The following is a 22,420-nucleotide window of genomic DNA, read 5'->3' on the forward strand; positions in this document are numbered from 1 at the left end:
AACGGATCATCTTGCGGTCGGCAGCGACGATCGAGCAGGCCCGCCGCTCCGACAGGCCCATGGCGGCCCTCAGATGCGCGACGGCTTCGCGCTTGGCGACGGGCCCTACCATTTTTTTGAAAGAAGCTCGCGCAGCGCCGAGGCTTCCAGCATCTGGTCGGCCAAAAGCTTCTTCAGCTTCGCGTTCTCCTCCTCCAGCGCCTTCAGCCGCTTGGCGTCCGACACCTCCATCCCGCCATATTTGGCCTTCCAATTATACAGCGTCGCCTCCGAGATCCCGTGCTTGCGGGCCAGATCGCCCGCCTTCGCCCCCGCCTTCGTGTTCGCGCAAAACCGCGATGATCTGCTCTTCCGTAAATCGCTTTCTCTTCATCAGTCCGTCCTTCAAACGAGGCCGGACTCTAATCCCAACTGGAGGAAATTACCCGTGGCAGGTCAAATGCGTTTTCGATGGGGTTGAAGTCGGGACTGTAGGGCGGGAGGAACATCAGCCTTGCACCGGCGGCTTCGATCGCCTCGCGCACGCCCCCGGACTTGTGCGCCGGCAAATTGTCCATGATGACGACGTCGCCTGGCGCCAGGGTTGGCGCCAGCACCTGCTTGACATAGGCGAGGAACACGACCCCGTTCATGGCGCCGTCGTAGACGAAGGGCGCGGTCATTCCGGTCAGCCTGAGCGCGCCGGTGAAGGTCGTGGTCTTCCAGTGGCCGTGCGGCACGCCTGCCCGGCAGCGTCCGCCGCGCGGCGCTCTTCCGCGCAGGCGAGCCATCTTGGTAGACAGCCCGGGGTGAGTAGGCCGGAGGGATTTCACCTGCCGGCCTCTCGCAGAACGGTGCGTGAACCTCTCGATTCACACCGCTCCCATCAGGCAAACGTATTCGTTCCGAACGCCTTCCAGTGCACAAACAGTCCTGGATTTTCCCGCGCCAGCTTTCTCACGAAGAGGCTGGCACGCGTCTTATGGGACTGAAAGCGCTTGAACTTCCGCATGATCCACGCCCTGAGCTTCCGGTTGACGTAATCAGCCAGAGTGGACAGGGCCGAACGGCTGTAGCGGCCATAATAGGCTATCCATCCGCGAAGGAGTGGATTGAGCTGTTGGGCGATTTCAGCCAGCGTCCCCGGCGTCTGCCGCGGGATGTTCAAGCTTTTGATCGTGGCCCGCATCGACTTCATTGCCGTTGGGCTGGCCGCAGGCGTGTAACCACAGAAGAACTCATCTCGCCGTGTGTTCGCCACGCGTCGCGGCCGGAACTGATACCCGAGGAAGTCGAACACATTCGGGTATTCCCCCCTGCGCCTTTGGTCTTTGCAATAGACGATCTTGGTCTTTGTCGGATGCATTTGAAGCCCGCATGCTGCCAGTCGAGCACCAAGCTCCGCCTTGAGGGCTTCTGCCTGCTGCTCATTCCGGCAATGCACAAGGCCATCGTCCGCATATCGACACCATGGAAGGTCAGGATGCGTCCGGGTCATCCACAGATCAAAAGCATAGTGCATGAAGAGATTCGACAAGATCGGGCTGACAACGCCCCCTTGCGGGGTACCGCGTGTGCGCTCGACGACTTCCCCGTTCTTCTCCATCGGCGCTGCCAGCCATCTTTCGATGTAGAGCAGAGCCCACTTGCATGTGACGTGCTTTCTGACCGCCTTCAGCAGGAGATCGTGCGGAAGATTGTCAAACAGCCCTTTGACGTCGAATTCCAGAACCCAGTCATGCTTCCAGCATCGCTGACGCGTGACGCCAACTGCATCCAGAGCCGATTTTCCCGGCCTGTAGCCGTAGGAGTCTGGAAGAAAGAGGATATCCAAATCCGGCTCAATCATCTGCTTGACCACCATCTGTGCGATCCGATCGCTGACGGTGGGCACACCCAAAACCCTTTCGCCCCCACTCTTCTTCGGAATGGAGACAGCGCGAACCGGCGGTGGGAAGTACGTCCCTGAGGACATCCGATTCCAGACCTTGTAGAGGTTTCCTGCAAGGTCCTTCTCGAACATCTCCAGGGTCTGCCCGTCCACCCCGGCTGCGCCCTGGTTGGCTTTGACCGCTTTGTAAGCTTCGTACACTTGTCGTTTCGCAATTCGAAACGGCTTGTCTGTCGTATCTTCGTACGCATCCGGTGAAGACCGCAGACGTGCGCATCCGGCAGCCAGGAGAACCTGAGCACCGGAGTGCTGGGGTCAAGCTTTCTTTGGGGAGACGCGATGATATTCTTCGAGGAGGAGTTTGACCTCCTCGATGCCTTCATCGGTGAAGGCCAAGATCCCGTCGTCATCGTTGGCGCCGTAGACCCAGATGACGCCGTCCTCGGGCTCGAGACCGAGGGTCAGGTCCTGGATGAGCGCTTCGCTGACGCCGAGGTCCCTGGCGACACGATCGACGGTGTAGACGTGATGCACCTTATTGCGCTGCATGATCAGGCCGCCGCTGGTTGGGTCCGCAATTTTGCGGATCTCCAATTCCACGGCAGCAAATCATCGATCCGATGGGCCGGATACGCGGGCAGTCGGGCGAGGACGTCGGCGAGCCAGGCCTGCGGGTCGACATCGTTCATCTTGGCGCTGACGATCAGGCTGTAGAGAACGGCCGCGCGCTGTCCGCCGCGATCGGAACCGCAGAAGAGCCAGGACTTTCTGCCGAGAGCCATCTCGGGGTCATTCTGCCCATGTTGGGCAGGAGGTCGAGGTCCATTACCGTTGGCACCCGTATTTCGGACGTCGGCTTCGCTGCGAGAACAGCGAAGAGCGCGCCGACGGCCGGATCATTCACCTCGTCGTCGCGCCCGGTCATGTCATTACCGCTCCGGCCTGGATGATCGATCCCGTGGCTTGCGCGGCGATGGACCTGGGCCCCCCGCGCGTATCGCTTGCCGCGCTGCTTGAGCTTAACAAGCTCTTGATCGAACGCCGTTTCCGGCGAGGCTCTCCGGATGGTTTCACCATCGCGGAGTCGCAACATGAGAACCCTGCCACCCCCGACACGATCTCTCGTGGTCGTTCGCCAACTCAGCTTGCCGCTCGACTCGCAGAAGCTGAACGGGCTGAGTTCAACGCAACGGACCATAGTGATCGCCCGGCTCGCCAACGTACTGAGGGCCGCCGCCGGCGTGGCAACGGAGGAGGAGAGCTGCGATGACGAGCGGTAATCTGATTCCGACTGCCGTCCTCAAGCGCAAGGCCGTCGTCTATGTGCGTCAATCCACTCAGGCGCAGGTCCAGCTCAACCTTGAGAGCCAGCGTCGGCAGTATGAGCTTGTCGACGTCGCGCGGCGTTGGGGATTCCGCAAAGTAGAGGTGATCGACGAGGATCTGGGACGAACCGCAAGCGGGGCTGTGGAGCGTCCCGGTTTCGAGCGCCTGGTCGACGATCTGTGCACCGGCCATGTGGGCGCCGTGCTTTGCCTGGAGGCGTCCCGCCTGTCGCGCAACGGGCCGGACTGGCATCGGCTGCTCGAGTTGTGCGGCGAAGTCGATGCACGCGTGATCGATCTGGACGGAGTCTACGATCCGGGATTGCCGAACGACCGCCTGCTGCTGGGTATGAAGGGCAGCATCAGCGAATTCGAGCTCGGCGTGCTGCGTGCCCGCATGTACGAGGCCGCCCGCGCCAAGGCACAGCGCGGAGAACTGCGCATCTCCGTGCCCTTCGGCTATGTCTGGCACCGCGATTACGGTCTCGGGTTCGATCCCGACATGCGCCTGCAGGAGACCATTCACCTGATATTCGCGCGCTTCCGCGAACTCGGCAGCGCGCGCCAGGTCCTGATCTCGATGATCGACGATGGCGTGCATTTCCCCAGACCCTCCGACGGCAAGAAGATGGTGTCCTTCGACTGGGTTCCGATCCGTTACCGCAACGTGATCTCGATCCTGAAGAACCCATTCTACGCCGGCGCCTATGTCTATGGTAAAAGCGAGAAGCGCACTGAGATCGTCGATGGCCGCGTTCGCAAGAGCTATGGCCATTACAAGCCGGCTAGCGAGTGGGCGGTGGTGCTCAAGGACCATCACGAAGGCTACATCGGATGGAGCGAGTACGAACGGAACCAGGAACTGCTCGCAGCCAACGCTTACGGCAAAGCCGGCGGCGTCAAGTCGGGCCGCGGCGGTCGCGCGCTGCTCCCGGGCCTTATCTCCTGTGGTCGATGCGGGCGAAGACTGGTTGTCATGTATGCCGGACGCGGCCAAGGTTATCCGGTATATCGCTGCGAGCGCGGCAACCTCATGATGGCACAGGCGCGATGCATGTCGTTCAACGGCTTTCGCACCGACGCGGCGGTGACCCGCGAAGCGCTGGAGGCGGTTGCGCCGATGGCGATCGAAGCGGCGTTGGAGGCTGAACGGATGCAGCTGGAGAGCGAAGCCAAGCGGCGGCAGATGATCGAGATGGACCTGCAGCAGGCGCGCTATGAGGCATCGCTCGCCGAGCGCCGCTATGCCGCTTGCGACCCGGAGAACCGGCTTATTGCGGCCCAGCTCGAGAGGAGTTGGGAAGCCACACTCAGGCGCGTGGAGACCTGCGAGGCCCGGCTGAGCGAAGTCCAGCGTGTGGAGCCTGTCGACGCGGTTCCGGACTTCACGGGCCTCGCCCAGAATCTCGAGGCCACCTGGAACGCGCCGAGTGTCGACATGCGCTGTCGTCAGCAACTGCTGCGCGCGCTCATCAAGGACATCGTGGCGGATGTCGATGACGATGCGCGCGACGTGATCTTGACCATCCACTGGCACGGAGGCCAGCACTCGCAGGTACGGGTTCGCAAGCCCAAATCCGGAGAGCATGGCCAGCGTACGCCTGAGGAGGCTCTGGCGATCATGCGATCCATGGCAACCCGGTGGTCGGATGCCGAAATCGCTGCCACACTCAACCGCATGGGCATGCAGACCGGTCAGGGAAAGACCTGGACCGCGCGTCGCGTCCAATCGCTGCGCACGGTGCACAAGATCAGCGGCTATCGCTCTTCCGACAAGTATGGCGAGTGGCTCACCATGTCGGATGCGGCCGCGAAGCTCGGCGTGTCGCACGTCAAAATCCGCCGGTTCATCAGGGATGGCCTCTTGCCGGCCGAGCAAGTCATGCGCGGCGCGCCCTACCAGATCCGCGCCAGCGACCTCGAAGACGAACGGATCAAGGCCGATTTGGCGCGCAATACTCCACGTCGCATCCACGACGACAACCAGGAATCGCTGTTTTCCGCCATTTGAAAATGAGGTGCATAATGAATCAGTCTTCGCGATGCCGCGCAGGGCTCGCTCGGCTGCATTGTTGGATAGGCAGATCCGCCCATCGTCGAGGAACCGGGTGAAGGATGACCAGCGGCGCAGCATGTAGTTGAAGGCCTTGGTCAGGTCGTGCCCGCGCGAGAGCTTGTCGCGCGTCTTGATCATCCAGCGCTCGAGCTCGGTGACCAGCGGCGCGCTCCGCTCTTGGCGCACGGCGTGGCGTTGGGCCGGCGACAGGCCGTTGATCGCGCGCTCGATATCGAACAGGGCATCGATGCGCTTCACGGCTTCGACCGCCAGCGGATAGACCAGGTTGGGCTTCTCGCCGTGCGCCTTCTTGCGCGCCGCCGCTTCGACATCGGCCAGCTCAAACACTTTGCGCCGGCTGTGGGCCCAGCAGCTGGCCTCCAGAACAGGCGCCGGCTGACGACCCGTCGCATAGAGATCGCCATAACCACCAAAGGCATCGGCCTGCAGAATGCCGCTCCAGCCGGCGAGATGCGCCGCGGGATGTTCGCCTCGGCGATCGCGGGAATAGTAGAACACTGCCGCCGGCGGATCGGCGCCGCCGAACGGTCGGTCATCGCGCACATAGGTCCATAATCGGCCGGTATCGGTCTTGCCCTTGGCCAGGACCGGCACCGTCGTGTCGTCGCCGTGCAGACGCGAAGCGGCCAGCACATGGGCTTCGAGCTGCTTGAACAGCGGCATCAGCGCCGCGGCGCCGGCGCCGACCTGGTCGGCGAGCGTCGACAGGCTGAGCGGCACGCCTTCGCGGGCATAGCGTTCGGCCTGGCGGTTAAGCGGCTGATGCTGGCCGAACTTCTCGAACAGGATCATCGCCAGCAGGCCGGGACCGGCCCAGCCGCGCGGGGTGGCGTGGAAGGGCGCCGGAGCCTGGCTGATCGTCTCGCAGTCGCGGCAGGTGAACTTCTCCCGCACGTGCTGGATCACCTTCCATTGCCGCGGCACCACCTCCAGCGTCTCGGTGAGATCCTCACCCAGCTTGCGCAGCCGATGACCGCCGCAGCAATGGCAAGCGGCCGGCGCCGGCTCGACCACGCGTTCGCGCGGCAGATGCTCGGGAAATGGCTGGCGCGCCGGTCGCTTGCGCATGTAAGGCGCCACCTCGGTGGTCCGGGCCGCGGCCTGTTCGGCGGCGATCTCGTCTTCCGTCGCGGTGCTCTCGAGTTCCTCGAAGGTGAGTTCCATCTGGTCGTGCAGGCGGGCTGAGCGTTCAGAACTCTGACCATGCAGCGCCCGCTGCAGCTTCCGGATCGTCAGATGCTGATGCGCGATCAGCGCCGCATCATCCGATGCCTTGGCCCTGGCGACCGCCAGTTCGGCCTCGACCAGCGCAGCGCGCGCGGCCTCGTCTTCGGCTCTGGCCAGCGCCGCGGTCAGCGCTGCTCTCAGCGCGCCAATATCGTCCGGAACAGCATCCTGGGCGGTGGCAACCATGCCCTGGAGTGAATCATAAAACGCGTCCGCTGACTCGCGGAAAATGGCGCAAACTCAAAGAAAAACTCAGCCCGCGCGCTGCGGTCGGAACGTGTGACGCGGGTTGCGCCAATCGATCCCGTCGAGCATGTAGGCGAGCTGCGCCGGTGATATGGAAACCGTGCCGTCCGCCGGCGACGGCCATAGAAACCGGCCCTTCTCGAGCCGTTTTGCATACAGCGACATGCCGAGCCCATCATGCCAGATAATCTTGATCAGATTGCCGCTGCGGCCGCGGAAGACATAAATATCGCCGGCATGCGGGTCCCGGCCCAGCGTCTCCTGAACCTGCAGAGCGAGGCCTTGCATCCCGCGACGCATATCGGTCCGGCCGACCGCCAACCAGATCCGCACCTGGCTCGGAACCGGGATCATGAAACGCCCAGCGCCTTCACCATCGCTGCCGCCAGTGTTGGCGGCGTGGTCAGCGGAATCCGCAGCCGCACCTTGCCGGCGACCTCCAGCTCGATCACCGCTGGGGATGCCGCCGGCCGCGAAACGGCGACAGGCTCATCGGGAGCCACGACAACTTCGGCAAAGCCCGTCTCGCGGGCTCTCACCGTGCGGCGCCACTTATAGATCAGGCTGGTCGCGACATCGTACTGACGCGCTACCGCCGCCACTGTGGCCCCGGGCGCGAATGCCGCGGCCAGTATCCGGCACTGATCCTCTTCACGCCAACGACGACGACGCTCAGGCCCGGTCAATAACGTCACATGGCTCATGCTGTGCTGCTAACTTCGCTCGTAAGGGCGACCTTAAGAGCGCAGCCTCGCTACCGTGCCGTCCTCTCGCAAGGCGGCCTTCGCCGGAGGGTATCGTATCTTCTGAAGTCATCCTGTTTCCAGTTGTTCCAAACAATACGACCACCTGATCCGGCCCCTTTGCTCCGGCCCCATTACAGGGCCTCAACGCTCATACGGGCCGATCCGCCCCAGTCTCCTGCATCGGTACTCTCGCCTTGCGGTTTGGCCCGCTTGAGCTTCTCCCTTTGCATCAGGAGCCTGGTTCCTGCAGTTCCGCGCGAATGCCTGTGTCCGACTCACGCCGCCTCAACGCCGGTCGCCGCCCGCCCTGTCATCAGGCACCCGGCGGACTTGTCCCAGGATGACGAGACGGTCCTGGTTTCGGCGACACTTACGTTCATAACGACGCGTCTTCGAAGGGTTCACTTTCGTTCGTCTTTCGGACACCCACCTGCTCGGATCTCGTCCGAACTTTTCATCCAACGCTCACCACCACGGCTCTTTACCGCAGCAGCTTGGACTGGTTTGAGACCTGCTCCTGAAAGCCGATCCCGGAGGGCCGTCCCCCATCATTCACGCAGCTTTACGCTACGGTCTTAGTTCACATTGAACTCCTTCCGCTGCTCTGCAGCACACTCTCATCGATGAAGACGAGCTTTGCCGGATCGAGGTCGAGCTGGCCGTCGAACCAGGCACGCCGGCGCTTCAGGATGTCGGGACGATTTTGCTCCAGTGCGTGTGCGGACTTTTTTGAACGTCCAGCCGTGCCCCCGCAGCCAGTCGCTCAACGTGCTGCGGCCGATGCGCATGGACCGCTCGGCCAAGAGCTGCTCCACCATCTCGTTCAGCGTGATGTCCTTGCGCTCCTCGATCATCCCGACGATGAAGTCGGCATGGGCGTCGAGACGCGAGCCGCGCCGTCGTCCCTGCGGTCGCGGCGTCGTCTCGCCCCTCCGGGCTCTGCCGATCCAGCGGATCGCGCTCGATATCCCGACACCGAACCGAGCCGCTGCCTGGCGGGCCGATGCTCCTTCACCGGCCGCCTTCACGACACGTGACCGCAGATCCTCACCAAGTGCTCTCGCCATCGTCCACCTCCATAAAGTGGACGTTGAATCAGTCAAACCGATTCGCGTCACATCACAGTCGATTCATCGATCCCCGGACGTGCTCTAGGCCCCGTTCGGCCGTTAGGCCGGGCCGTTGACGGCCACAACCTCGCGGTGGAGATTTGCCCTGTTCCAGAGGATTGAAGACCAAAGCGCAACACCGATAAGCGCTGCACCGAACAGACCCGTGACCACCTCAGGGATGTGGAACAGCGTCTGCGCAAACATGATCACTGAAAGGATGAGAATAGCCCAAAATGCGCCATGCTCCAGGAAGCGGTACTCAGAGAGCGTTCCTTTTTCGACCAGCATGATGGTCATCGAACGCACATACATTGCGCCGATTCCGAGACCGATCGCAATCACGAAAAGGTTCTGTGAAAGCGCGAACGCTCCGATCACGCCGTCGAACGAGAAACTGGCGTCCAGAACTTCAAGGTACAGGAAAGCACCGAGACCACCTTTCGCAGCACCAGCGAGCGCTTCATGCGATGCATCGAGAGCGCTGCCCAAGATTTCGACGACAAGAAATGTCAGTAGTCCGTAGATGGCTGAGTAAATGAAGGTCTCGGCGACCGACCGCTCGAGCAAGGAGGAGAAAACCAGGACGAGGATGAGAACGAATGCGATTTCGACGCCCTTTACACCTGCGAAACGTGCTAGCCGGTTTTCGATGAAATGCACCCAGTGGACGTCTTTTTCCTCATTGAAGAAGAACGACAGGCCGACCATCATCAGGAATGTTCCTCCAAACGCAGCAATGCTGACGTGCGCTTCATTCATGATCCGGGCGTACTCGGCTGGCTCATTGATTGCCAGCTGAACTGCAGCTACCGGTGCGATGTTCGCCGCGAGGGCGACAATGGCGAGAGGGAAGATGATGCGCATGCCGAACACGGCTATGAGGATACCCCAAGTCAGAAACCGGTGCTGCCATTTCGGGGTCATGTCCTTGAGCTTATTTGCGTTCACGATCGCGTTGTCAAAGGACAAAGAAATTTCAAGGACTGCAAGAACCGCGCAGATGAAGAAAATCTGCAAAGCTCCAGATAGCGTTCCGGTCGAGTTCCAGCCCAGCCAAGCGCCAAGCATCAGTCCAAGCACCGTAACGACGAATGCCCACGTAAAATATCGATAAGTTGCCATTATGATGCGGTCCCCAGGCCGAAGCTTATTGAGAGCTCCGGCAGTGTCGGAACTCCGATTGCAGATTTATCAATGGATGCTGAGCTAGCCCCAGATTCCTATGCCCCAAAGTCGCTTTAAACGAATTTCCTTTATCAGGAAACAACATATATGGCTGAAACAGGGTACGCCGCCGGTGACGCTTCCGATTACCCACATCGTCGGCAGGCCTATTGCCCCGAATGGATCTGCCGTGATTCTGTCCGTGACGCCGAATCACGGATGCGAGACAAGACCAGCAGCAGCGAAGCCGCTTGGCAGGAGGTAAGCTTTCTGCTGCGGCCCTTCCCAACAAGCGTTTGGCTCGTCGGCTGCGACGGTTGCTGGATCAGATGTCAGCTGCGCCGAGCAAGCCAATCCGGCGGCCTGCGGCGACTGGGGGCGGCGAAGGCGGCCTACCGCTTCTTTGACAACCCGCGTGTGACCGAACATTCCGTTCTCGCCGGCCATTTCGCCGCGACCGCGGCGCGCGTTGCGGCGAGCGAAGGTCCGATCCTTATCCTGCAGGACACGACCGAATTTACTACAGCCGCGCTGACGTTGGCCCCAAGTTTTATCCAATCCTGAGTTCGCTCCGGCGATCAATGTTGCCCTGTTGGACGTTGAGCGACGGGCACGGGCGCGGAGCTGATCATGGTGCGCCCGAGCGCTGCGTGCATGTGGGTGACCGGGACAGCGACATCTACGAGCTCTATTGCACCGCGCAGGACCTTGGTACCAGCTTCCTCGTGCGGGTGCAGACGAACAGGCTGGCCGAGCGGCCTGCCGACGCTGCCCACGCGATCCTGCTCATCGCGTCTTTGCCCAACTTGCGGCGGCGTCTTGGGCGGAACGTCATCGTATTACGGTCGATCAGGACGAGACGACCTGGCTGCAGGTGAATTTCGCCGCCATCAACACCTTGCCGCCGTGGGCAAGCAGATGCGCTACAGTCCGCAGGTTCTGAATTACATCCACTTCGCCGCCCGGTCGCGAGCCCGATCGACTGGAAGCTGGTGAGCAACTGAGCAACTTGCCGGTCGAAGATCTCTCCGTGGTGTCGATGCCGGCTCAATACTCCCCAGAAGTGCCGTTTGAATCTTCCCCAGTATAGCGCTGTCGCCGGTCTTCCGGAGCGCGCTCCGGGAGAGACCGGCGGCGCGTGATCGTTGATGCTTCTCCTGATGGTCGGGAGAGGGATTTCGGTGATCAAGATCGGGGAGAATGATGATACTGGATTTGCATCGACAGGGCCTGTCGGTGTCGGCGATCGCCAGGGAGAGCGGGATCGACCGCAAGACGGTGCGCAAATACATTGAGCGCGGGCTCGAGGCTCCGGCCTACGGACCGCGCAAGCCGCGTCAGGCGGTGATCGATCCCTTCACGGCCTATCTTCGCGAACGCGTCACGCGATATCCCGGACTCACCGGCAGCCGGCTTTTCCGGGAACTGAAGGACCTCGGCTATGGCGGCGGCTACACGGCCGTCACCGACTTCCTGCGCGACGTCCGTCCTGCCGCGGCGGAGCGTGGATACGAGGTTCGCTTCGAGACCCCGCCCGGCGAGCAGGCGCAGGTCGACTTCGCCCAGTTCAATGTCTTCTTTACCGATGAGCCGACGATGTGGGTAATCGGAAGCCACACCGGATGCTTACGAAACAGACGCGGTTTTGTGTGGTTATCCGGGAATGTAGAGAAACAGCTTCTCCGCGTTGTCGGGAGTCGGAGGAAACGCCATGTTTTGCAGCTCCTTCGCAAACTGCGCCAACAGACCTTCGGTGCTCACCTGGATCAATTCATTCAAGCCGCTGGAGCTTGTGAAGTGCGCTTCCTGGTAGGCGCACACCGGAATCTGACGGTTGTCTTTGAAACGCCTGTCGGGACCACCGTCTCTGTTCGGGTATCTCCAGCTATATCTGACCACTCTGGCGTCGGAAGGTACGAGGTCTTCTTCGATGAAATTTGTTGTGTTTACGTCTAGCCGCAGGTCCTCGTATTCAATAGCCCCAACTTTCTTGCCGTTTACAACAAGGACACGATCCGGAAAGAAGTGCAGCGTCTGACTTCCGACAGGTACTGTAGGAACCGAAATGTTTGTTTTGACGACGGCTGGCGAAGCGATGGAAATTGTCAGACCTTTTCTGTTTATCAATGTACCTGCGCCGGCATGTCGTTTGCGGTTCGTCACGTTTCCTTGTGCGGTTACGTGCCAGATTGCCTTGGCTGAGGAGATGCGTTCGAACGCTTCCACAAAAGCCCGATACCTATAGAGCACTTCCGGGTCGAATTCATAAACGAGCACGACTGCACGTCTGATGCCGTCCGCATAGCGCGCGGCACAAAAGACAACGATGATGACTCCGACAACAAAGGCTGTGAAGCCGCCACTCCCTGACATAAGCGACAGAAAAATCGCCGCAAATCCGAGCAACAGAACGACGGTACTCAATTTTGTGCGCTGGTTCATTTCGTTTATCTGGGACAGAAGCTCCGCTGCGGACTCAGGCACCATCTCCAAGACCGACCCGCTTGAAATTTCCCGCATGGTGACATCGTCAGATGTTCTGGGGGTCGGCAAATCCGGGATAGCGCTGGGGGATGGCAGACGATCGACAGATGAGCGGGACGGCTGAGTGCGTCCGGAAGGAAGTGAGCCGCGGTAGTAGAAGCCGCCAAGTCCGGCGTGGATATAATTCCCGCGAGGACCGCTGCCGATCCGCAATCCTCGAATGCCTACCGAAGCCCCGATCCCTGAGTTCGACAAATTGAATCTGAATGGACCGACCGATACCGACCTGCGAATATAGAACCCCAAGATTGCCCCCCGTTCCCGTTTTGGCCATGCAATTCTGCATTAGGGCTTGTTGAGATTCATTTGGAGTTGATGACGGCAGCAGCGAGATGAATGATGGCATTGAAGCTCTGGTCGGTTTTGTCGGCGCGCATGGCGATGCGTTTGAACTCTTTGAGTTTGCAGAAGAAATTCTCGATCAGATGACGCCATTTGTACATCTCGGCATCGAGCGGGATCGGCTTTGTTCGGCGCGGATGCTGGGAAATGACGATCTTGGCGCCACGCTCGTTCAAATCGGCGATGATGGTGTTGCTGTCGAAGGCCTTGTCGGCGATCAGAGCGCCGAAGGAGAGGCCTTGGATGAGCGGTTCGACACCGACCGTATCGAAGCGCTGGCCCGGCAGCAGGACAAAGCGCACGAGATTGCCAAGCGCGTCGGTAAGCGCCAAGATTTTGGTTGTCATACCGCCCTTGGAGCGACCTATGGCCTGGCTTTGAGTCCCCCTCATATGAGGCACATCGTGTCAATGGTAGTGGTGACGGCTTAGTCACTTTCGAACGTAGTCGGGATCGGCCTCGCGGCGAATTGCGGAACAAGTCCACATCACCTCATATCCGGTCGGCTCGGGTGGAGCCTGCACCCATATCCCGCATGCACGGGCAAGTTTGGCGAGGCCGGGAAGGATGGGACCCATCTTTTTGACGGCGTTAACAGCCCTGGGGGGCGCCGGTCCACATCCATCCCGCTTCGTCGCAAGTGACGTTGGCCGCCCTCGCGTCGAACTCTTTCGTCAGGCCTTGGTCATGGCGCCCTCCGGCAGCAGGCCCTGGGTCAGATACCGCCACAAGGCGATTATCAGCTTGCGCGCCAAGGCGACGATCATGGTGCGGCGGATGCGTCCTTTGCCGGTGCCGACGCGCTCGTGAAACCAGCGCGCGAGACCGCTATCGGGCTGATGGCGCAGCCACAGCCAGGCGAGTTCAATGGCGGTTCGTCGCGCTCGCGGATTGCCCGATCTCTGGATGCCTTGGTCGCGGCTGACCGCGCCGCTGCTCCAAGGGCTGGATGCAAGACCGAGATAACCGGCGACCTCACGCCGGTTCTGGAAATCGCGGAAGAACACCTCGTTCGTCATTACGCTTGCGATAGTCAGGCCGATGCCACGCAGATGACTCAGTTGGGCGATCCCGGGAGCTGTGGTCTCGGCGGCCTGACGCTGCTCAGCCTCGACCTCCATGATCATCTCGATTACTTGCCACAAGCGGCGGCACTCGCGCTTGATCTCGTTCTTCAGGCAGGGCGGCAGATCCCGCCCGTCAGCCGTGCGCAGCGTCTCGAGCTGCTCACGCCAGTCCCGTCTGGCTGGCTTGAAGTCGCGGATGCCCTGGGTCATCAAAAGCCCCTTGACGCGGCTCGAATGCTGGCCGCGTTCGTTGACGAGCCGAGCCCGTTCCCGGCTGCGACGGCGATCGTTCTCCTGCTCGAGGCTCGGCACTCGCACAACCCGGCAGACCCTCGGCTCGCCACGTTCCATCGCCATCAGCGTGCGCAGCAGCGCCGCCGCATCGAGGCGGTCCGTCTTGGCGCGGCGTGACCGGCGGTCGACCAGGATGCTGGCCGCGTCCAGAACCTGATTGTCGATGCCGCGGTCGCACAGGAAACGATGCAGCCAGAAACCGTCGTAGCCGGCCTCGTAGCACGACATTACCCGAACCGGACGCGTCAAGGCGGCCTGCGCCTGTTCGCGCCGGTGTTCAATGAGAGCCATAAGCCCTTCGGTGTCACCTCCTTGCAGGCGATGCAGGCTGATCTTGTCGACCGCCGGCGAGTGCAGGGCCACAAGCCAGGTCGACTTGCTCAATTCCAGCGCCATGAAAATTGTGGCAGTCTTCTCGTCGACGGGCGGCAGAGCAACGGATGAGAGGTTCATGAGACGTCTCCAGGGTTAGGATGTCGGACCCCGAAACCTTACCTGAGTTCCGCCGCCCGTCGCCTCATGGGATCTTTTGCGCCCTGGCCGTGTCGATGGACCTTGACGATGGTGGCGTCGACCATGGCGTATTCCATGTCCGGCTGGCCCGAGCAAGCCTCGAAAAGCCGAATGAAAACATCGGCTTTGACCCAACCTCGGTATCGCGTGAAAACGCTGTTCCACTTTCCGAAGAGGGCAGGCAGATCACGCCACGGACTGCCAGTCCGCACGATCCAAAGAACCGCTTCGACGAACAGGCGATTGTCCTGGCCGCTTCGCCCAGGATCCGCTGGCTTACCCAGACAATGCGGTTCCATCTTCGCCCACTGGGCGTCCGTCAGCACGAATCGTTCCATCCAAAGCTTGAATCACGATCAAGCCAGAATGGGAATCATGAATATCAACAGGCCCTAATTGCAATTCATAAACAGATACACTTCGTCATGCGATATACTCAAGGGATCAGCTGATAGATTGGGACGACAAATCGCTGTCGCTCACTGAGGCTTTTCCGATCGACAGCGGTTGGCTTCGGCGTGCGAGCCCCCGAATGATTATCGTTTTACGCAGCGTTATCAGATCACTGCAGGTTGCCACAATTTCCGATCTTCTATATAGGCCAAACCTTATGGGGTGCTGCGTATTTCGATCGTAAGGTTATGATGATTTGCGGTGGCTTTGATCCAACAAGGTTGGATTTCGGGGGACAAATTGCGTTTTGAGGCATTGAACCGGTTGGTGGACACCGCCCGCCAAAGCAGCCATGACTTTCGCGCATCTTCAGAACTGTTTCCGACACTTGACGTCGAAAAACTGACTCACACGATGGAGCTGGAAAAGGAAGGTGCCGAGCGTGGAGCTCAGAATCTGCCGCCGAAAGCCCAGAAGACGTTTGATGAAGTGGCACTGGCAATTGTCGAACGTATCGAGTCGGAGAAAAAGACAGCTCATCAGATCGTCGAAGATCAGATGCAGACTTTCCATGACCGCCTGACAAACCTGGATTTCGAAGGTCAGTTCGGAATGATCCGGCAGGCCAACGCCAGCAGCGTCTCCGACTTCGTTGTCGAGGCGACCAAAGGTGCCAATGATCTGCATGTCCTGCGCGAGCAGCTGCAGGAAGCGCACCGGTACAGATCCAAATTTCGCGAGCGGCACAATATTGACCGCCCGGCGAAGATATCGGGGTCGGCCTACACCACTTTTAAGTATCTCTTCCTTGCACTGCTCCTCTTGGTTGAAACGTTCCTGAACGGCAACTTCCTTGCGAAGGGCAGCGAGCAAGGCATTGTCGGCGGCATTTCAGAAGCGTTTGTTTTTTCGTTGATCAATCTCAGTCTATCGATAATGGCATCGTTCTTCGGATTGCGCCTGCTCGTTCACCGGTCGGTCGGCGTCAAATTACTGGGGCTGATTGTTATTGCCGCATACATCGCGGGAGCGGTGCTGCTGAACATTGCGCTCGCCCATTACCGCGAGGTCTCCGGAACTCTCCTGACGGGGGCGACCAGAGAAGTAGTGCAGCGTCTGTGGACAGCTCCTGCAGGCCTAGAGGATCTCAACTCGTGGATGCTTTTTGCCTTCGGAATTCTTTGTTCGATTCTTGCGCTTATAGACGGCTGGCTCCTCAGCGATCCTTACCCTGGCTACACATCCGTCGAGAAAAATCTGCAGAGACGCTTCGAGAACTATAACTTCCGAAAAGAAGAGTTGCTTGAAGAGTTGACCGAGATCCGCGACGATCACAATTCTAAGGTCGAGGACATCATAAAGGGTCTCAGCAACAGGCGCAAAGAACACAACGCGATCATATCCCACAGACAGCGGGTGATCTCATTGTTCGCCGAACATCAAAACCAGTTGGAACGTGCGGCGAATGCTCTCTTGATCGCATACCGCGCCGCGAATCGTAAGGCCAGGACTGACGGTGATCCGCGGTCCTTTGTAGGTGGCTACAATCTGTCCCGTGTAAATGTCTCGGTGAGCTCAACGGGAGAGTGGAACGATCAGGAACTCGCCGCATCGATCAAGGAAGCTCAGGGGTTCCTGACCGATCAAATTCATCAGGTAGACAAGGAGTTCCTTGCGGCCGTCAGGCGCTACCGCGAGTTGGATGACATGTTCCCGGGAACGACGAATGGCTAGAAGAAGAAGATCACAGGGCAATACCGGATTGATATTGGCGTCGGCGGGGTTGGCGGTTCTGATCGTCGCCCTGCTCGGCGGGTTTGCTTATCTCAAGATCAAAGCGTCGGACCACGTCCCATTGGACAAGACGACAATGTGTCCTGAAACGGGTCCGATTGCCGTAACGGTTGTGCTGATGGACACAACGGATCCGATCACGGATATAACGAAGAGCAAACTCAAAACCGAGTTTGATAAAGTCGTGTCGTCGCTCCCTATCGGTGGTCTGATGGAAATCTACAACCTCACCGATGTCCAAAGCCAGCTCACCCCGTTGTTTGCCGCGTGCAATCCGGGGGACGGTTCGGAGGTTGATGAGATGACTGACAATCCGGGACTTAGAAAAAAGCGGTGGAAAGAAGCCTTCGATGATCCTCTTCAGAAAATCAGGACCGACGATATCGGAAATGGCTCGAGCGGCACCCAGTCACCGATCATGGCCGGTATTCAGCGCGTGAAAGTTGACCTGTTTGATCGCAAAGACGTCGCGGATATCCCGAAAACGCTGGTAATCGCGTCCGACATGATTGAACACACGAAGTTCTATTCACAGTATTCCTCCGGAATCGATTATGCCGTGTTTGACAAGTCAGCAGCAAAGCGGGAGTTCCGGACGAATTTGGACGATGTAGATGTCACGATCTTGTACTTTGAGCGCAGCGGAGTGAAATTCAATCCTCTCGAACACGTTAGATTCTGGGCCAAATGGTTTAGCGAACGGGGCGTTCGTAACGTAGCCACCGTTCGTCTGGAAGGAATGAACTGATGGTTGCCCGGTTTTCCACGCGCGAGTTTTTGGAACAAAAGGGTCCGATAGTTGTCTTCGGCTTCTTCACCTTTATCGGATGCGCCTTTATCTGCTTCTCAAAATACCTTGGCTTGTCACCATTCATCGTGACTGGAGTCCCCATAGCCCTCATGGTCGCTTACTGGATTGTGAACATGGCCGCGAAGATACTGCACATCCATGATGAACAGGCGGGCGACAACCTTTACTATATGGGTTTCTTGTTCACGCTTACCTCGCTGGGCGCATCGCTGTTTCAGTTTAATACCGTGGATTCCATTGATGCGATCGTTCGTAACTTTGGCGTAGCGGTAGCCTCAACCATTTTCGGGATTTTGCTGCGGATCCTATATAACCAGATGAGGCGTGACCCCATCGATATTGAGCGTACCACCCGGCATGAGATGGCCGATATGGTCCGCAAACTCAGAACTGAGATGGACACTGCTGCGTTGGAATTTGCCAGCTATCGGCGCGCCAGCAATCAGATGCTTCAGGAAGGGTTTGACGAGATCGCAAAGCAAGCCGAAATGACCGGCCAAAAGATATTGAAAATCATGGAAAATCTGAGTCAGGAATCCGTGAGACCGATACAACTGGCATCTAACGGGTTGCAGGAGGTTCTGGAAAAGCATTCCAAACTCTTCGACGATCAATTTGCCAGCAACACCCAACGTGTCGGTTTATCGTCGGAAAACATCACTAAACTTCACACTACGCTGGAACAGTCCATCAAGAAATTCGCTGAATCCATTGAGCTTACGGGCAAGAAGCTTGAAGCTATGAAGACTCCGGAAGAGGTTCTTAAAATTGAATTGGGCTCGGTTCTAACAGGCGTGGGGGAAATCACCAGTGAGCATATCAAGCGGATGGATGCGGCTGCGGAAGAGCAAAGAAGCCAATTCCAGCAGATCAGGGAAACCTTTGGACCTGTCCAGCAAATCCTATCCGGCCTGGAAAGATCAGCAGACTCTACTGAGAGCCTGATCCGGGTTATGTTGATTCACAACAACAACTATCAGCATCTAGTTCAGAACCTGGCAGGCCACAGGCCTCCACCTCTGCCAATCGAAACAGTACGTATAAACGGCTCGGTGCATTCAACATCGGCAACAGCTGGTTTGCCGGAACACGCAGAAGTCCTGGTAGGCTCGGAGGAAGTTGCCTTGAAACCCGCTGAGCCCAAAAGAGGTTGGTTTACGTGACAGCCGTCGCCTCTGAACGAAAAGGTTACAGGCGTGGTTTGATCCTTGGCCTGACGATGGCTGAATCGATGCTTTTGCTGGTCTTTTGCCTTCTTCTTGTCGCTGCTGCCATAATCAGCCAACAACGCAAGGAAAATGAGGAAGCGCTAAGAAAGATGAGCGATCAGGTTCAACTGCTCAAGCAGAACGAAAACGCGCTGATCGAGGCTAACGAGGAGTTTGGGGCTCAATTGGTTGAACTGCAGGCTCAAGCCGCCGGGAATACCAAAATCAGCGAAAACTGGAGTGAACTGAACTTCGCGAGAAAGCTCGTCCAAAAGTACAAAGGTGAAGGCGTATCCGGCGATCAGCTATTTGCCCTTGTTGAGGAAGTTAAAGCCGTGATTGCGATGCAGGCGCAGGGAATTTCCGAGACTGATCTCAAAAGTGCGCAGACAGATCTGGTCCTAGTTGACAAGCTCAAGGCCGAAGGCATTACGAGCCAGGAGCTGGAAAGGTTGGCTCCGGCGTTGGTTGTCTTGAAAGAAAAGCAATTCGCGAAGCTTGAAGCTGCCGAGGTCAAAGAGCAGCTGGCGCAAGCGATAGACAAGAATTCTGCCGCCCCTGAAACAGCCAAAGCCCATCAATGGCCGCCGATAATAAATTTGAGCGAAGCCGAAGGTTACTCTTTCAATGTGGGCAGCGCTCAACTGGATAAAAAGCTCAAGGAACAGCTCGAGGGTAACATCACGACGAAGCTTACCAAGCTTCTGAACGACTACGACGTAGATCTGATCGAGGTGATCGGGCACACAGATGAGCAGCCCCTGGCGGGCGTTCCCTCAAACATGGACCGCGAATTGAACCCCGTTCTAAGCGGCAAAGCTGACGTTGCGGCCCTTCGGCCCGGTGACAATGCGGGCCTGGGACTCGCGCGGGCAGTGGCTGTCGCGCAAGTCTTGCAGCGGCAACCGGGATTGAAAAACGCTACGGTGCTGCCCTATTCGGCAGCCCAACTTATTCTTCCAGGGGACCGGATAACCCAGTGGGTGTCAAAAGACGATAAGTCCCGCCGGCGGATTGAAATCCGCGTCCGGCGGAGGGGGACGCCGGAAGCTCTGCACTAGGCTAGTTTCCGTCCACAAAATCCACAAACGCTTCTTTTTGCGAGCATTTGCAATGGCTTGTGGCCGTTGATGGGCGTTGAGCGGTATGGGCAGGACGTGGGACGGTCTCGTCGGAAAGGTGTTGTGGGCGCGAACCCGCGCACGCCCACGAGCCGGCTGTTGCCGGTGCGACGCAAATCCGAGGGGTCAGCATCAGGTCGGCTTGAGGCGCGTGAAGAGGACGAGATTGTAGGCCACGACCGAGGACCAGACGTAGGTCTTAAAGTGGTCAAGGCCGCGCCACGTGCAGCGCGCCAAGCCGTAAGCGCGCTTGAGGCATGAGATGTCGGCCTCGATGCCGGCTCGGAAGTTGCGCAGCTTGCGATAAACCACGATGCCGGCGACGCTCCAGACGATGCGCCAGGCGCCGCGACCCTCTGAGGGTAGAACGCTGGCCAAACCAAGTGCCCTATTCGCAAACCATACGGTACCGCTTGCCCGGCTCGCTGACGTTCTTGCAGACAAGCAGCTTGTGCGGCTCGGAAGAGGAGAGCGGAGGACTTGCGACCCGCGATGCACGTCTGTTTGATGTCTTGTGACTTGCCGTACGGCGCGGTTCGAGCCTTTCCGGCTCCTGTGGCGCAACCGGAAACACGATGGTTTCGATCTGTGGCTGCTGCAGGGGTGGCGGCTCTTTGTCAAAGAATCGCCTGGCATCAAGCGATCTCGGAATAACCACCGTACCATCATCGCTGCGCGCGCAGCCGCTGCCCAACAGTAAAACCAGCCCCAGGAAAAAAGGCATTATCCGTCCAAACATAAGCACAACCCTTGGCGGGCATATACCCCGGCTTGCGGGTCGCCGACAACCGGCGCAATGGGCACGAAGAAAGGGCGGCATTGCTTGCCGCCCTTTCGTAAGCTTGCGAAATTGGCTGGATTAGAAATCCATGCCGCCCATGCCGCCCATGCCGCCGCCGCCCATGCCGCCCGGCATGCCGCCGCCAGCCGACTCCTTCTTCGGAGCCTCCGCGATCATGGCTTCGGTGGTGACCAGGAGGCCGGCGACCGAGGCCGCATCCTGGAGAGCCGTGCGCACGACCTTGACCGGATCGACGATACCCATGGCGATCATGTCGCCATATTCGCCGGTCTGGGCGTTGTAGCCGAAGGTCGCGCCCTTGTTCTCAAGGATCTTGCCGGCAACGATCGATGCTTCCGCACCGGCGTTGGCCGCGATCTGACGGGCCGGAGCCTGCAGCGCGCGACGCACGATGCTGATGCCGGCGGTCTGGTCGGAGTTGGCGCCAGTGACGGTGATGGCCAGCGAAGCGCGCAGCAGGGCGACGCCGCCGCCGGGAACGATGCCTTCTTCGACGGCCGCACGGGTCGCGTTCAGGGCGTCATCGACGCGGTCCTTCTTTTCCTTGACTTCGATCTCGGTCGCACCGCCGACGCGGATGACGGCAACGCCGCCCGCCAGCTTGGCGAGACGTTCCTGCAGCTTCTCCTTGTCGTAGTCCGAGGTGGTCTCTTCGATCTGCTGCTTGATCTGGGCGACGCGGCCCTGGATCTCTTCCTTCTTGCCGGCGCCGTCGACGATGGTGGTGTTCTCCTTGGAGATCGACACCTTCTTGGCGCGGCCGAGCATGTTGAGGCCGACATTCTCGAGCTTGATGCCGAGGTCTTCGGAAATGACCTGGCCACCGGTGAGGATGGCGATGTCTTCCAGCATGGCCTTGCGGCGATCGCCGAAGCCCGGCGCCTTGACGGCAGCGATCTTCAGGCCGCCACGCAGCTTGTTGACGACCAGCGTGGCCAGGGCCTCGCCTTCGACGTCTTCCGAGATGATGACCAGCGGCTTCGAGGTCTGCACGACAGCCTCGAGGATCGGCAGGATGGCCTGCAGGTTGGAGAGCTTCTTCTCGTGGAGAAGAATGTAGGCGTCTTCCAGATCCGCAACCATCTTCTCGGCGTTGGTGACGAAGTAGGGCGAGAGATAGCCGCGGTCGAACTGCATGCCTTCGACGACTTCGAGCTCGGTTTCGGCGGTCTTTGCTTCCTCGACCGTGATGACGCCCTCATTGCCGACCTTCTGCATCGCTTCCGCGATCATCGAGCCGACCGAAGCATCGCCATTGCCGGCGATGGTGCCGACCTGGGCAACCTCTTCCGAGGTCTTGATCTTCTTGGCGTTCTTGATCAGCGTCGCGACGACGTCGCTCACCGCGAGATCGATGCCGCGCTTCAGGTCCATCGGGTTCATGCCGGCGGCAACCGACTTGTGGCCTTCCTGGACGATCGACTGCGCCAGAACGGTCGCGGTCGTGGTGCCGTCGCCGGCGATGTCGTTGGTCTTCGAAGCAACTTCGCGGACCATCTGCGCGCCCATGTTCTCGAACTTGTCCTCAAGCTCGATTTCCTTGGCGACGGTGACGCCGTCCTTGGTGATGCGCGGTGCGCCGAACGACTTGTCGATGACGACGTTGCGGCCCTTGGGGCCGAGCGTGACCTTCACGGCGTCGGCGAGGATGTTGACGCCGCGCAGCATGCGCTCACGGGCATCGCGAGAAAATTTTACGTCTTTGGCAGCCATTTTTTACTCCTGGGCATTTCGCCCGAAATTCAGATTGGATGGTGCGGATGA

The 22,420-nt window shown here is 59.3% G+C and carries 17 protein-coding genes and 9 pseudogenes; 8 read left to right on the top strand and 18 right to left on the bottom strand.

Annotated elements, in window-relative coordinates:
- The 6 genes and pseudogenes from NKI25_RS32045 to NKI25_RS32070 form a co-directional block, all read right to left on the bottom strand.
- Positions 1–373, bottom strand: a pseudogene (locus tag NKI25_RS32045) (transposase); the annotation flags it as partial.
- A 64-nt stretch (positions 374–437) separates the two neighbouring features.
- A pseudogene (locus NKI25_RS32050) lies at positions 438–779 on the bottom strand (IS630 family transposase); the annotation flags it as partial.
- Positions 780–865: 86 nt separating this feature from the next.
- The gene (ltrA, locus tag NKI25_RS32055) at positions 866–2,071 is read right to left on the bottom strand and encodes a group II intron reverse transcriptase/maturase (protein WP_353000439.1); all 1,206 of its coding nucleotides are present in this window, start codon (positions 2,069–2,071) and stop codon (positions 866–868) included.
- Between the two features lie 114 nt (positions 2,072–2,185).
- On the bottom strand, positions 2,186–2,419 hold the full coding sequence (locus tag NKI25_RS32060; RefSeq protein ID WP_023731894.1) for a hypothetical protein: 234 nt from the start codon (positions 2,417–2,419) through the stop codon (positions 2,186–2,188).
- Between the two features lie 2 nt (positions 2,420–2,421).
- Positions 2,422–2,652: pseudogene (locus NKI25_RS32065) on the bottom strand (transposase domain-containing protein); the annotation flags it as partial.
- The gene (locus tag NKI25_RS32070; protein WP_353000453.1) at positions 2,574–2,963 is read right to left on the bottom strand and encodes a hypothetical protein; all 390 of its coding nucleotides are present in this window, start codon (positions 2,961–2,963) and stop codon (positions 2,574–2,576) included. The gene NKI25_RS32070 and the pseudogene NKI25_RS32065, both read right to left, overlap by 79 nt.
- A 173-nt stretch (positions 2,964–3,136) precedes the next feature.
- On the opposite strand from NKI25_RS32070, the gene NKI25_RS32075 reads away from it, so the two are divergent.
- Positions 3,137–5,206 carry a recombinase family protein gene (locus NKI25_RS32075; protein ID WP_353000452.1) on the top strand — a complete coding sequence of 690 codons (2,070 nt, stop codon included), beginning with the start codon at positions 3,137–3,139 and terminating at the stop codon, positions 5,204–5,206.
- A 27-nt stretch (positions 5,207–5,233) separates the two neighbouring features.
- On the opposite strand, the pseudogene tnpC reads toward NKI25_RS32075, so the two are convergent.
- The 5 genes and pseudogenes from tnpC to NKI25_RS32100 all read right to left on the bottom strand — a co-directional run.
- Positions 5,234–6,685: pseudogene (gene tnpC, locus NKI25_RS32080) on the bottom strand (IS66 family transposase); the annotation flags it as partial.
- Positions 6,686–6,751: 66 nt separating this feature from the next.
- The gene (gene tnpB / locus NKI25_RS32085) at positions 6,752–7,099 is read right to left on the bottom strand and encodes an IS66 family insertion sequence element accessory protein TnpB (RefSeq protein ID WP_292674676.1); all 348 of its coding nucleotides are present in this window, start codon (positions 7,097–7,099) and stop codon (positions 6,752–6,754) included.
- Positions 7,096–7,449, bottom strand: a complete 354-nt coding sequence (gene tnpA, locus NKI25_RS32090; protein ID WP_031239744.1) for an IS66-like element accessory protein TnpA — start codon at positions 7,447–7,449, stop codon at positions 7,096–7,098. Before tnpA ends, tnpB begins: the two co-directional genes overlap by 4 nt.
- Before the next feature lie 643 nt (positions 7,450–8,092).
- A pseudogene (locus NKI25_RS32095) lies at positions 8,093–8,558 on the bottom strand (IS630 transposase-related protein); the annotation flags it as partial.
- Between the two features lie 102 nt (positions 8,559–8,660).
- Entirely contained in the window at positions 8,661–9,725 is a 1,065-nt protein-coding gene (locus NKI25_RS32100; protein WP_352874964.1) for a DUF475 domain-containing protein, read from the bottom strand.
- A 150-nt stretch (positions 9,726–9,875) separates the two neighbouring features.
- On the opposite strand from NKI25_RS32100, the gene NKI25_RS32105 reads away from it, so the two are divergent.
- On the top strand, positions 9,876–10,331 hold the full coding sequence (locus NKI25_RS32105) for a hypothetical protein (RefSeq protein WP_352874965.1): 456 nt from the start codon (positions 9,876–9,878) through the stop codon (positions 10,329–10,331).
- A gap of 596 nt (positions 10,332–10,927) precedes the next feature.
- A pseudogene (locus NKI25_RS32110) lies at positions 10,928–11,360 on the top strand (helix-turn-helix domain-containing protein); the annotation flags it as partial.
- A gap of 60 nt (positions 11,361–11,420) precedes the next feature.
- Here the strand turns inward: NKI25_RS32110 and NKI25_RS32115 are convergent.
- The 4 genes and pseudogenes from NKI25_RS32115 to NKI25_RS32130 form a co-directional block, all read right to left on the bottom strand.
- Complete coding sequence (locus tag NKI25_RS32115; protein WP_353000455.1) at positions 11,421–12,209, bottom strand: hypothetical protein; 789 nt, start codon at positions 12,207–12,209, stop codon at positions 11,421–11,423.
- Positions 12,210–12,410: 201 nt separating this feature from the next.
- Positions 12,411–12,557 (bottom strand): annotated as a pseudogene (locus NKI25_RS32120) (DUF4236 domain-containing protein); the annotation flags it as partial.
- Between the two features lie 56 nt (positions 12,558–12,613).
- A pseudogene (locus tag NKI25_RS32125) lies at positions 12,614–13,039 on the bottom strand (IS5 family transposase); the annotation flags it as partial.
- A 288-nt stretch (positions 13,040–13,327) separates the two neighbouring features.
- A complete protein-coding gene (locus NKI25_RS32130) occupies positions 13,328–14,467 on the bottom strand; it encodes an IS110 family RNA-guided transposase (protein WP_352619201.1) in 1,140 nt (379 codons plus the stop codon).
- A 20-nt stretch (positions 14,468–14,487) separates the two neighbouring features.
- On the opposite strand from NKI25_RS32130, the gene NKI25_RS36595 reads away from it, so the two are divergent.
- The 5 genes from NKI25_RS36595 (at position 14,488) to NKI25_RS32155 (ending at position 19,794) form a co-directional block, all read left to right on the top strand.
- Positions 14,488–14,979: a hypothetical protein gene (locus NKI25_RS36595; protein WP_502897476.1), complete on the top strand. Its 492-nt coding sequence runs from the start codon at positions 14,488–14,490 to the stop codon at positions 14,977–14,979.
- A 202-nt stretch (positions 14,980–15,181) separates the two neighbouring features.
- Positions 15,182–16,654, top strand: a complete 1,473-nt coding sequence (locus NKI25_RS32140) for a hypothetical protein (RefSeq protein WP_353000442.1) — start codon at positions 15,182–15,184, stop codon at positions 16,652–16,654.
- Complete coding sequence (locus tag NKI25_RS32145; RefSeq protein WP_353000444.1) at positions 16,647–17,462, top strand: hypothetical protein; 816 nt, start codon at positions 16,647–16,649, stop codon at positions 17,460–17,462. The genes NKI25_RS32140 and NKI25_RS32145 overlap by 8 nt, the downstream gene beginning before the upstream one ends.
- The gene (locus NKI25_RS32150) at positions 17,462–18,688 is read left to right on the top strand and encodes a hypothetical protein (protein WP_353000445.1); all 1,227 of its coding nucleotides are present in this window, start codon (positions 17,462–17,464) and stop codon (positions 18,686–18,688) included. The genes NKI25_RS32145 and NKI25_RS32150 overlap by 1 nt, the downstream gene beginning before the upstream one ends.
- Positions 18,685–19,794 carry an OmpA family protein gene (locus NKI25_RS32155; protein WP_352874970.1) on the top strand — a complete coding sequence of 370 codons (1,110 nt, stop codon included), beginning with the start codon at positions 18,685–18,687 and terminating at the stop codon, positions 19,792–19,794. The genes NKI25_RS32150 and NKI25_RS32155 overlap by 4 nt, the downstream gene beginning before the upstream one ends.
- Positions 19,795–19,986: 192 nt before the next feature.
- On the opposite strand, the pseudogene NKI25_RS32160 reads toward NKI25_RS32155, so the two are convergent.
- From NKI25_RS32160 to groL, 3 genes and pseudogenes are all read right to left on the bottom strand, one after another.
- Positions 19,987–20,163, bottom strand: a pseudogene (locus NKI25_RS32160) (transposase); the annotation flags it as partial.
- A 79-nt stretch (positions 20,164–20,242) separates the two neighbouring features.
- The gene (locus tag NKI25_RS32165) at positions 20,243–20,578 is read right to left on the bottom strand and encodes a hypothetical protein (protein WP_352872704.1); all 336 of its coding nucleotides are present in this window, start codon (positions 20,576–20,578) and stop codon (positions 20,243–20,245) included.
- A gap of 135 nt (positions 20,579–20,713) precedes the next feature.
- Positions 20,714–22,369, bottom strand: a complete 1,656-nt coding sequence (groL, locus tag NKI25_RS32170; RefSeq protein WP_353000447.1) for a chaperonin GroEL — start codon at positions 22,367–22,369, stop codon at positions 20,714–20,716.
- Positions 22,370–22,420 lie beyond the last annotated feature (51 nt).

It is taken from the genome of Mesorhizobium sp. M0808 (genome assembly GCF_040320025.1).
GTDB lineage: Bacteria > Pseudomonadota > Alphaproteobacteria > Rhizobiales > Rhizobiaceae > Mesorhizobium.

Bases quoted from the DNA above. Each gene is read 5' to 3' on its own strand.
- NKI25_RS32075 (WP_353000452.1), top strand. From the start codon at position 3,137: ATGACGAGCGGTAATCTGATTCCGACTGCCGTCCTCAAGCGCAAGGCC.
- NKI25_RS32070 (WP_353000453.1), bottom strand. From the start codon at position 2,963: ATGTTGCGACTCCGCGATGGTGAAACCATCCGGAGAGCCTCGCCGGAA.
- NKI25_RS36595 (WP_502897476.1), top strand. From the start codon at position 14,488: ATGTCGGACCCCGAAACCTTACCTGAGTTCCGCCGCCCGTCGCCTCAT.
- NKI25_RS32165 (WP_352872704.1), bottom strand. From the start codon at position 20,578: ATGCCTTTTTTCCTGGGGCTGGTTTTACTGTTGGGCAGCGGCTGCGCG.
- NKI25_RS32145 (WP_353000444.1), top strand. From the start codon at position 16,647: ATGGCTAGAAGAAGAAGATCACAGGGCAATACCGGATTGATATTGGCG.
- NKI25_RS32130 (WP_352619201.1), bottom strand. From the start codon at position 14,467: ATGAACCTCTCATCCGTTGCTCTGCCGCCCGTCGACGAGAAGACTGCC.
- tnpA (WP_031239744.1), bottom strand. From the start codon at position 7,449: ATGAGCCATGTGACGTTATTGACCGGGCCTGAGCGTCGTCGTCGTTGG.
- NKI25_RS32060 (WP_023731894.1), bottom strand. From the start codon at position 2,419: ATGCAGCGCAATAAGGTGCATCACGTCTACACCGTCGATCGTGTCGCC.
- NKI25_RS32100 (WP_352874964.1), bottom strand. From the start codon at position 9,725: ATGGCAACTTATCGATATTTTACGTGGGCATTCGTCGTTACGGTGCTT.
- NKI25_RS32105 (WP_352874965.1), top strand. From the start codon at position 9,876: ATGGCTGAAACAGGGTACGCCGCCGGTGACGCTTCCGATTACCCACAT.
- NKI25_RS32115 (WP_353000455.1), bottom strand. From the start codon at position 12,209: ATGAACCAGCGCACAAAATTGAGTACCGTCGTTCTGTTGCTCGGATTT.
- NKI25_RS32150 (WP_353000445.1), top strand. From the start codon at position 17,462: ATGGTTGCCCGGTTTTCCACGCGCGAGTTTTTGGAACAAAAGGGTCCG.
- groL (WP_353000447.1), bottom strand. From the start codon at position 22,369: ATGGCTGCCAAAGACGTAAAATTTTCTCGCGATGCCCGTGAGCGCATG.
- tnpB (WP_292674676.1), bottom strand. From the start codon at position 7,099: ATGATCCCGGTTCCGAGCCAGGTGCGGATCTGGTTGGCGGTCGGCCGG.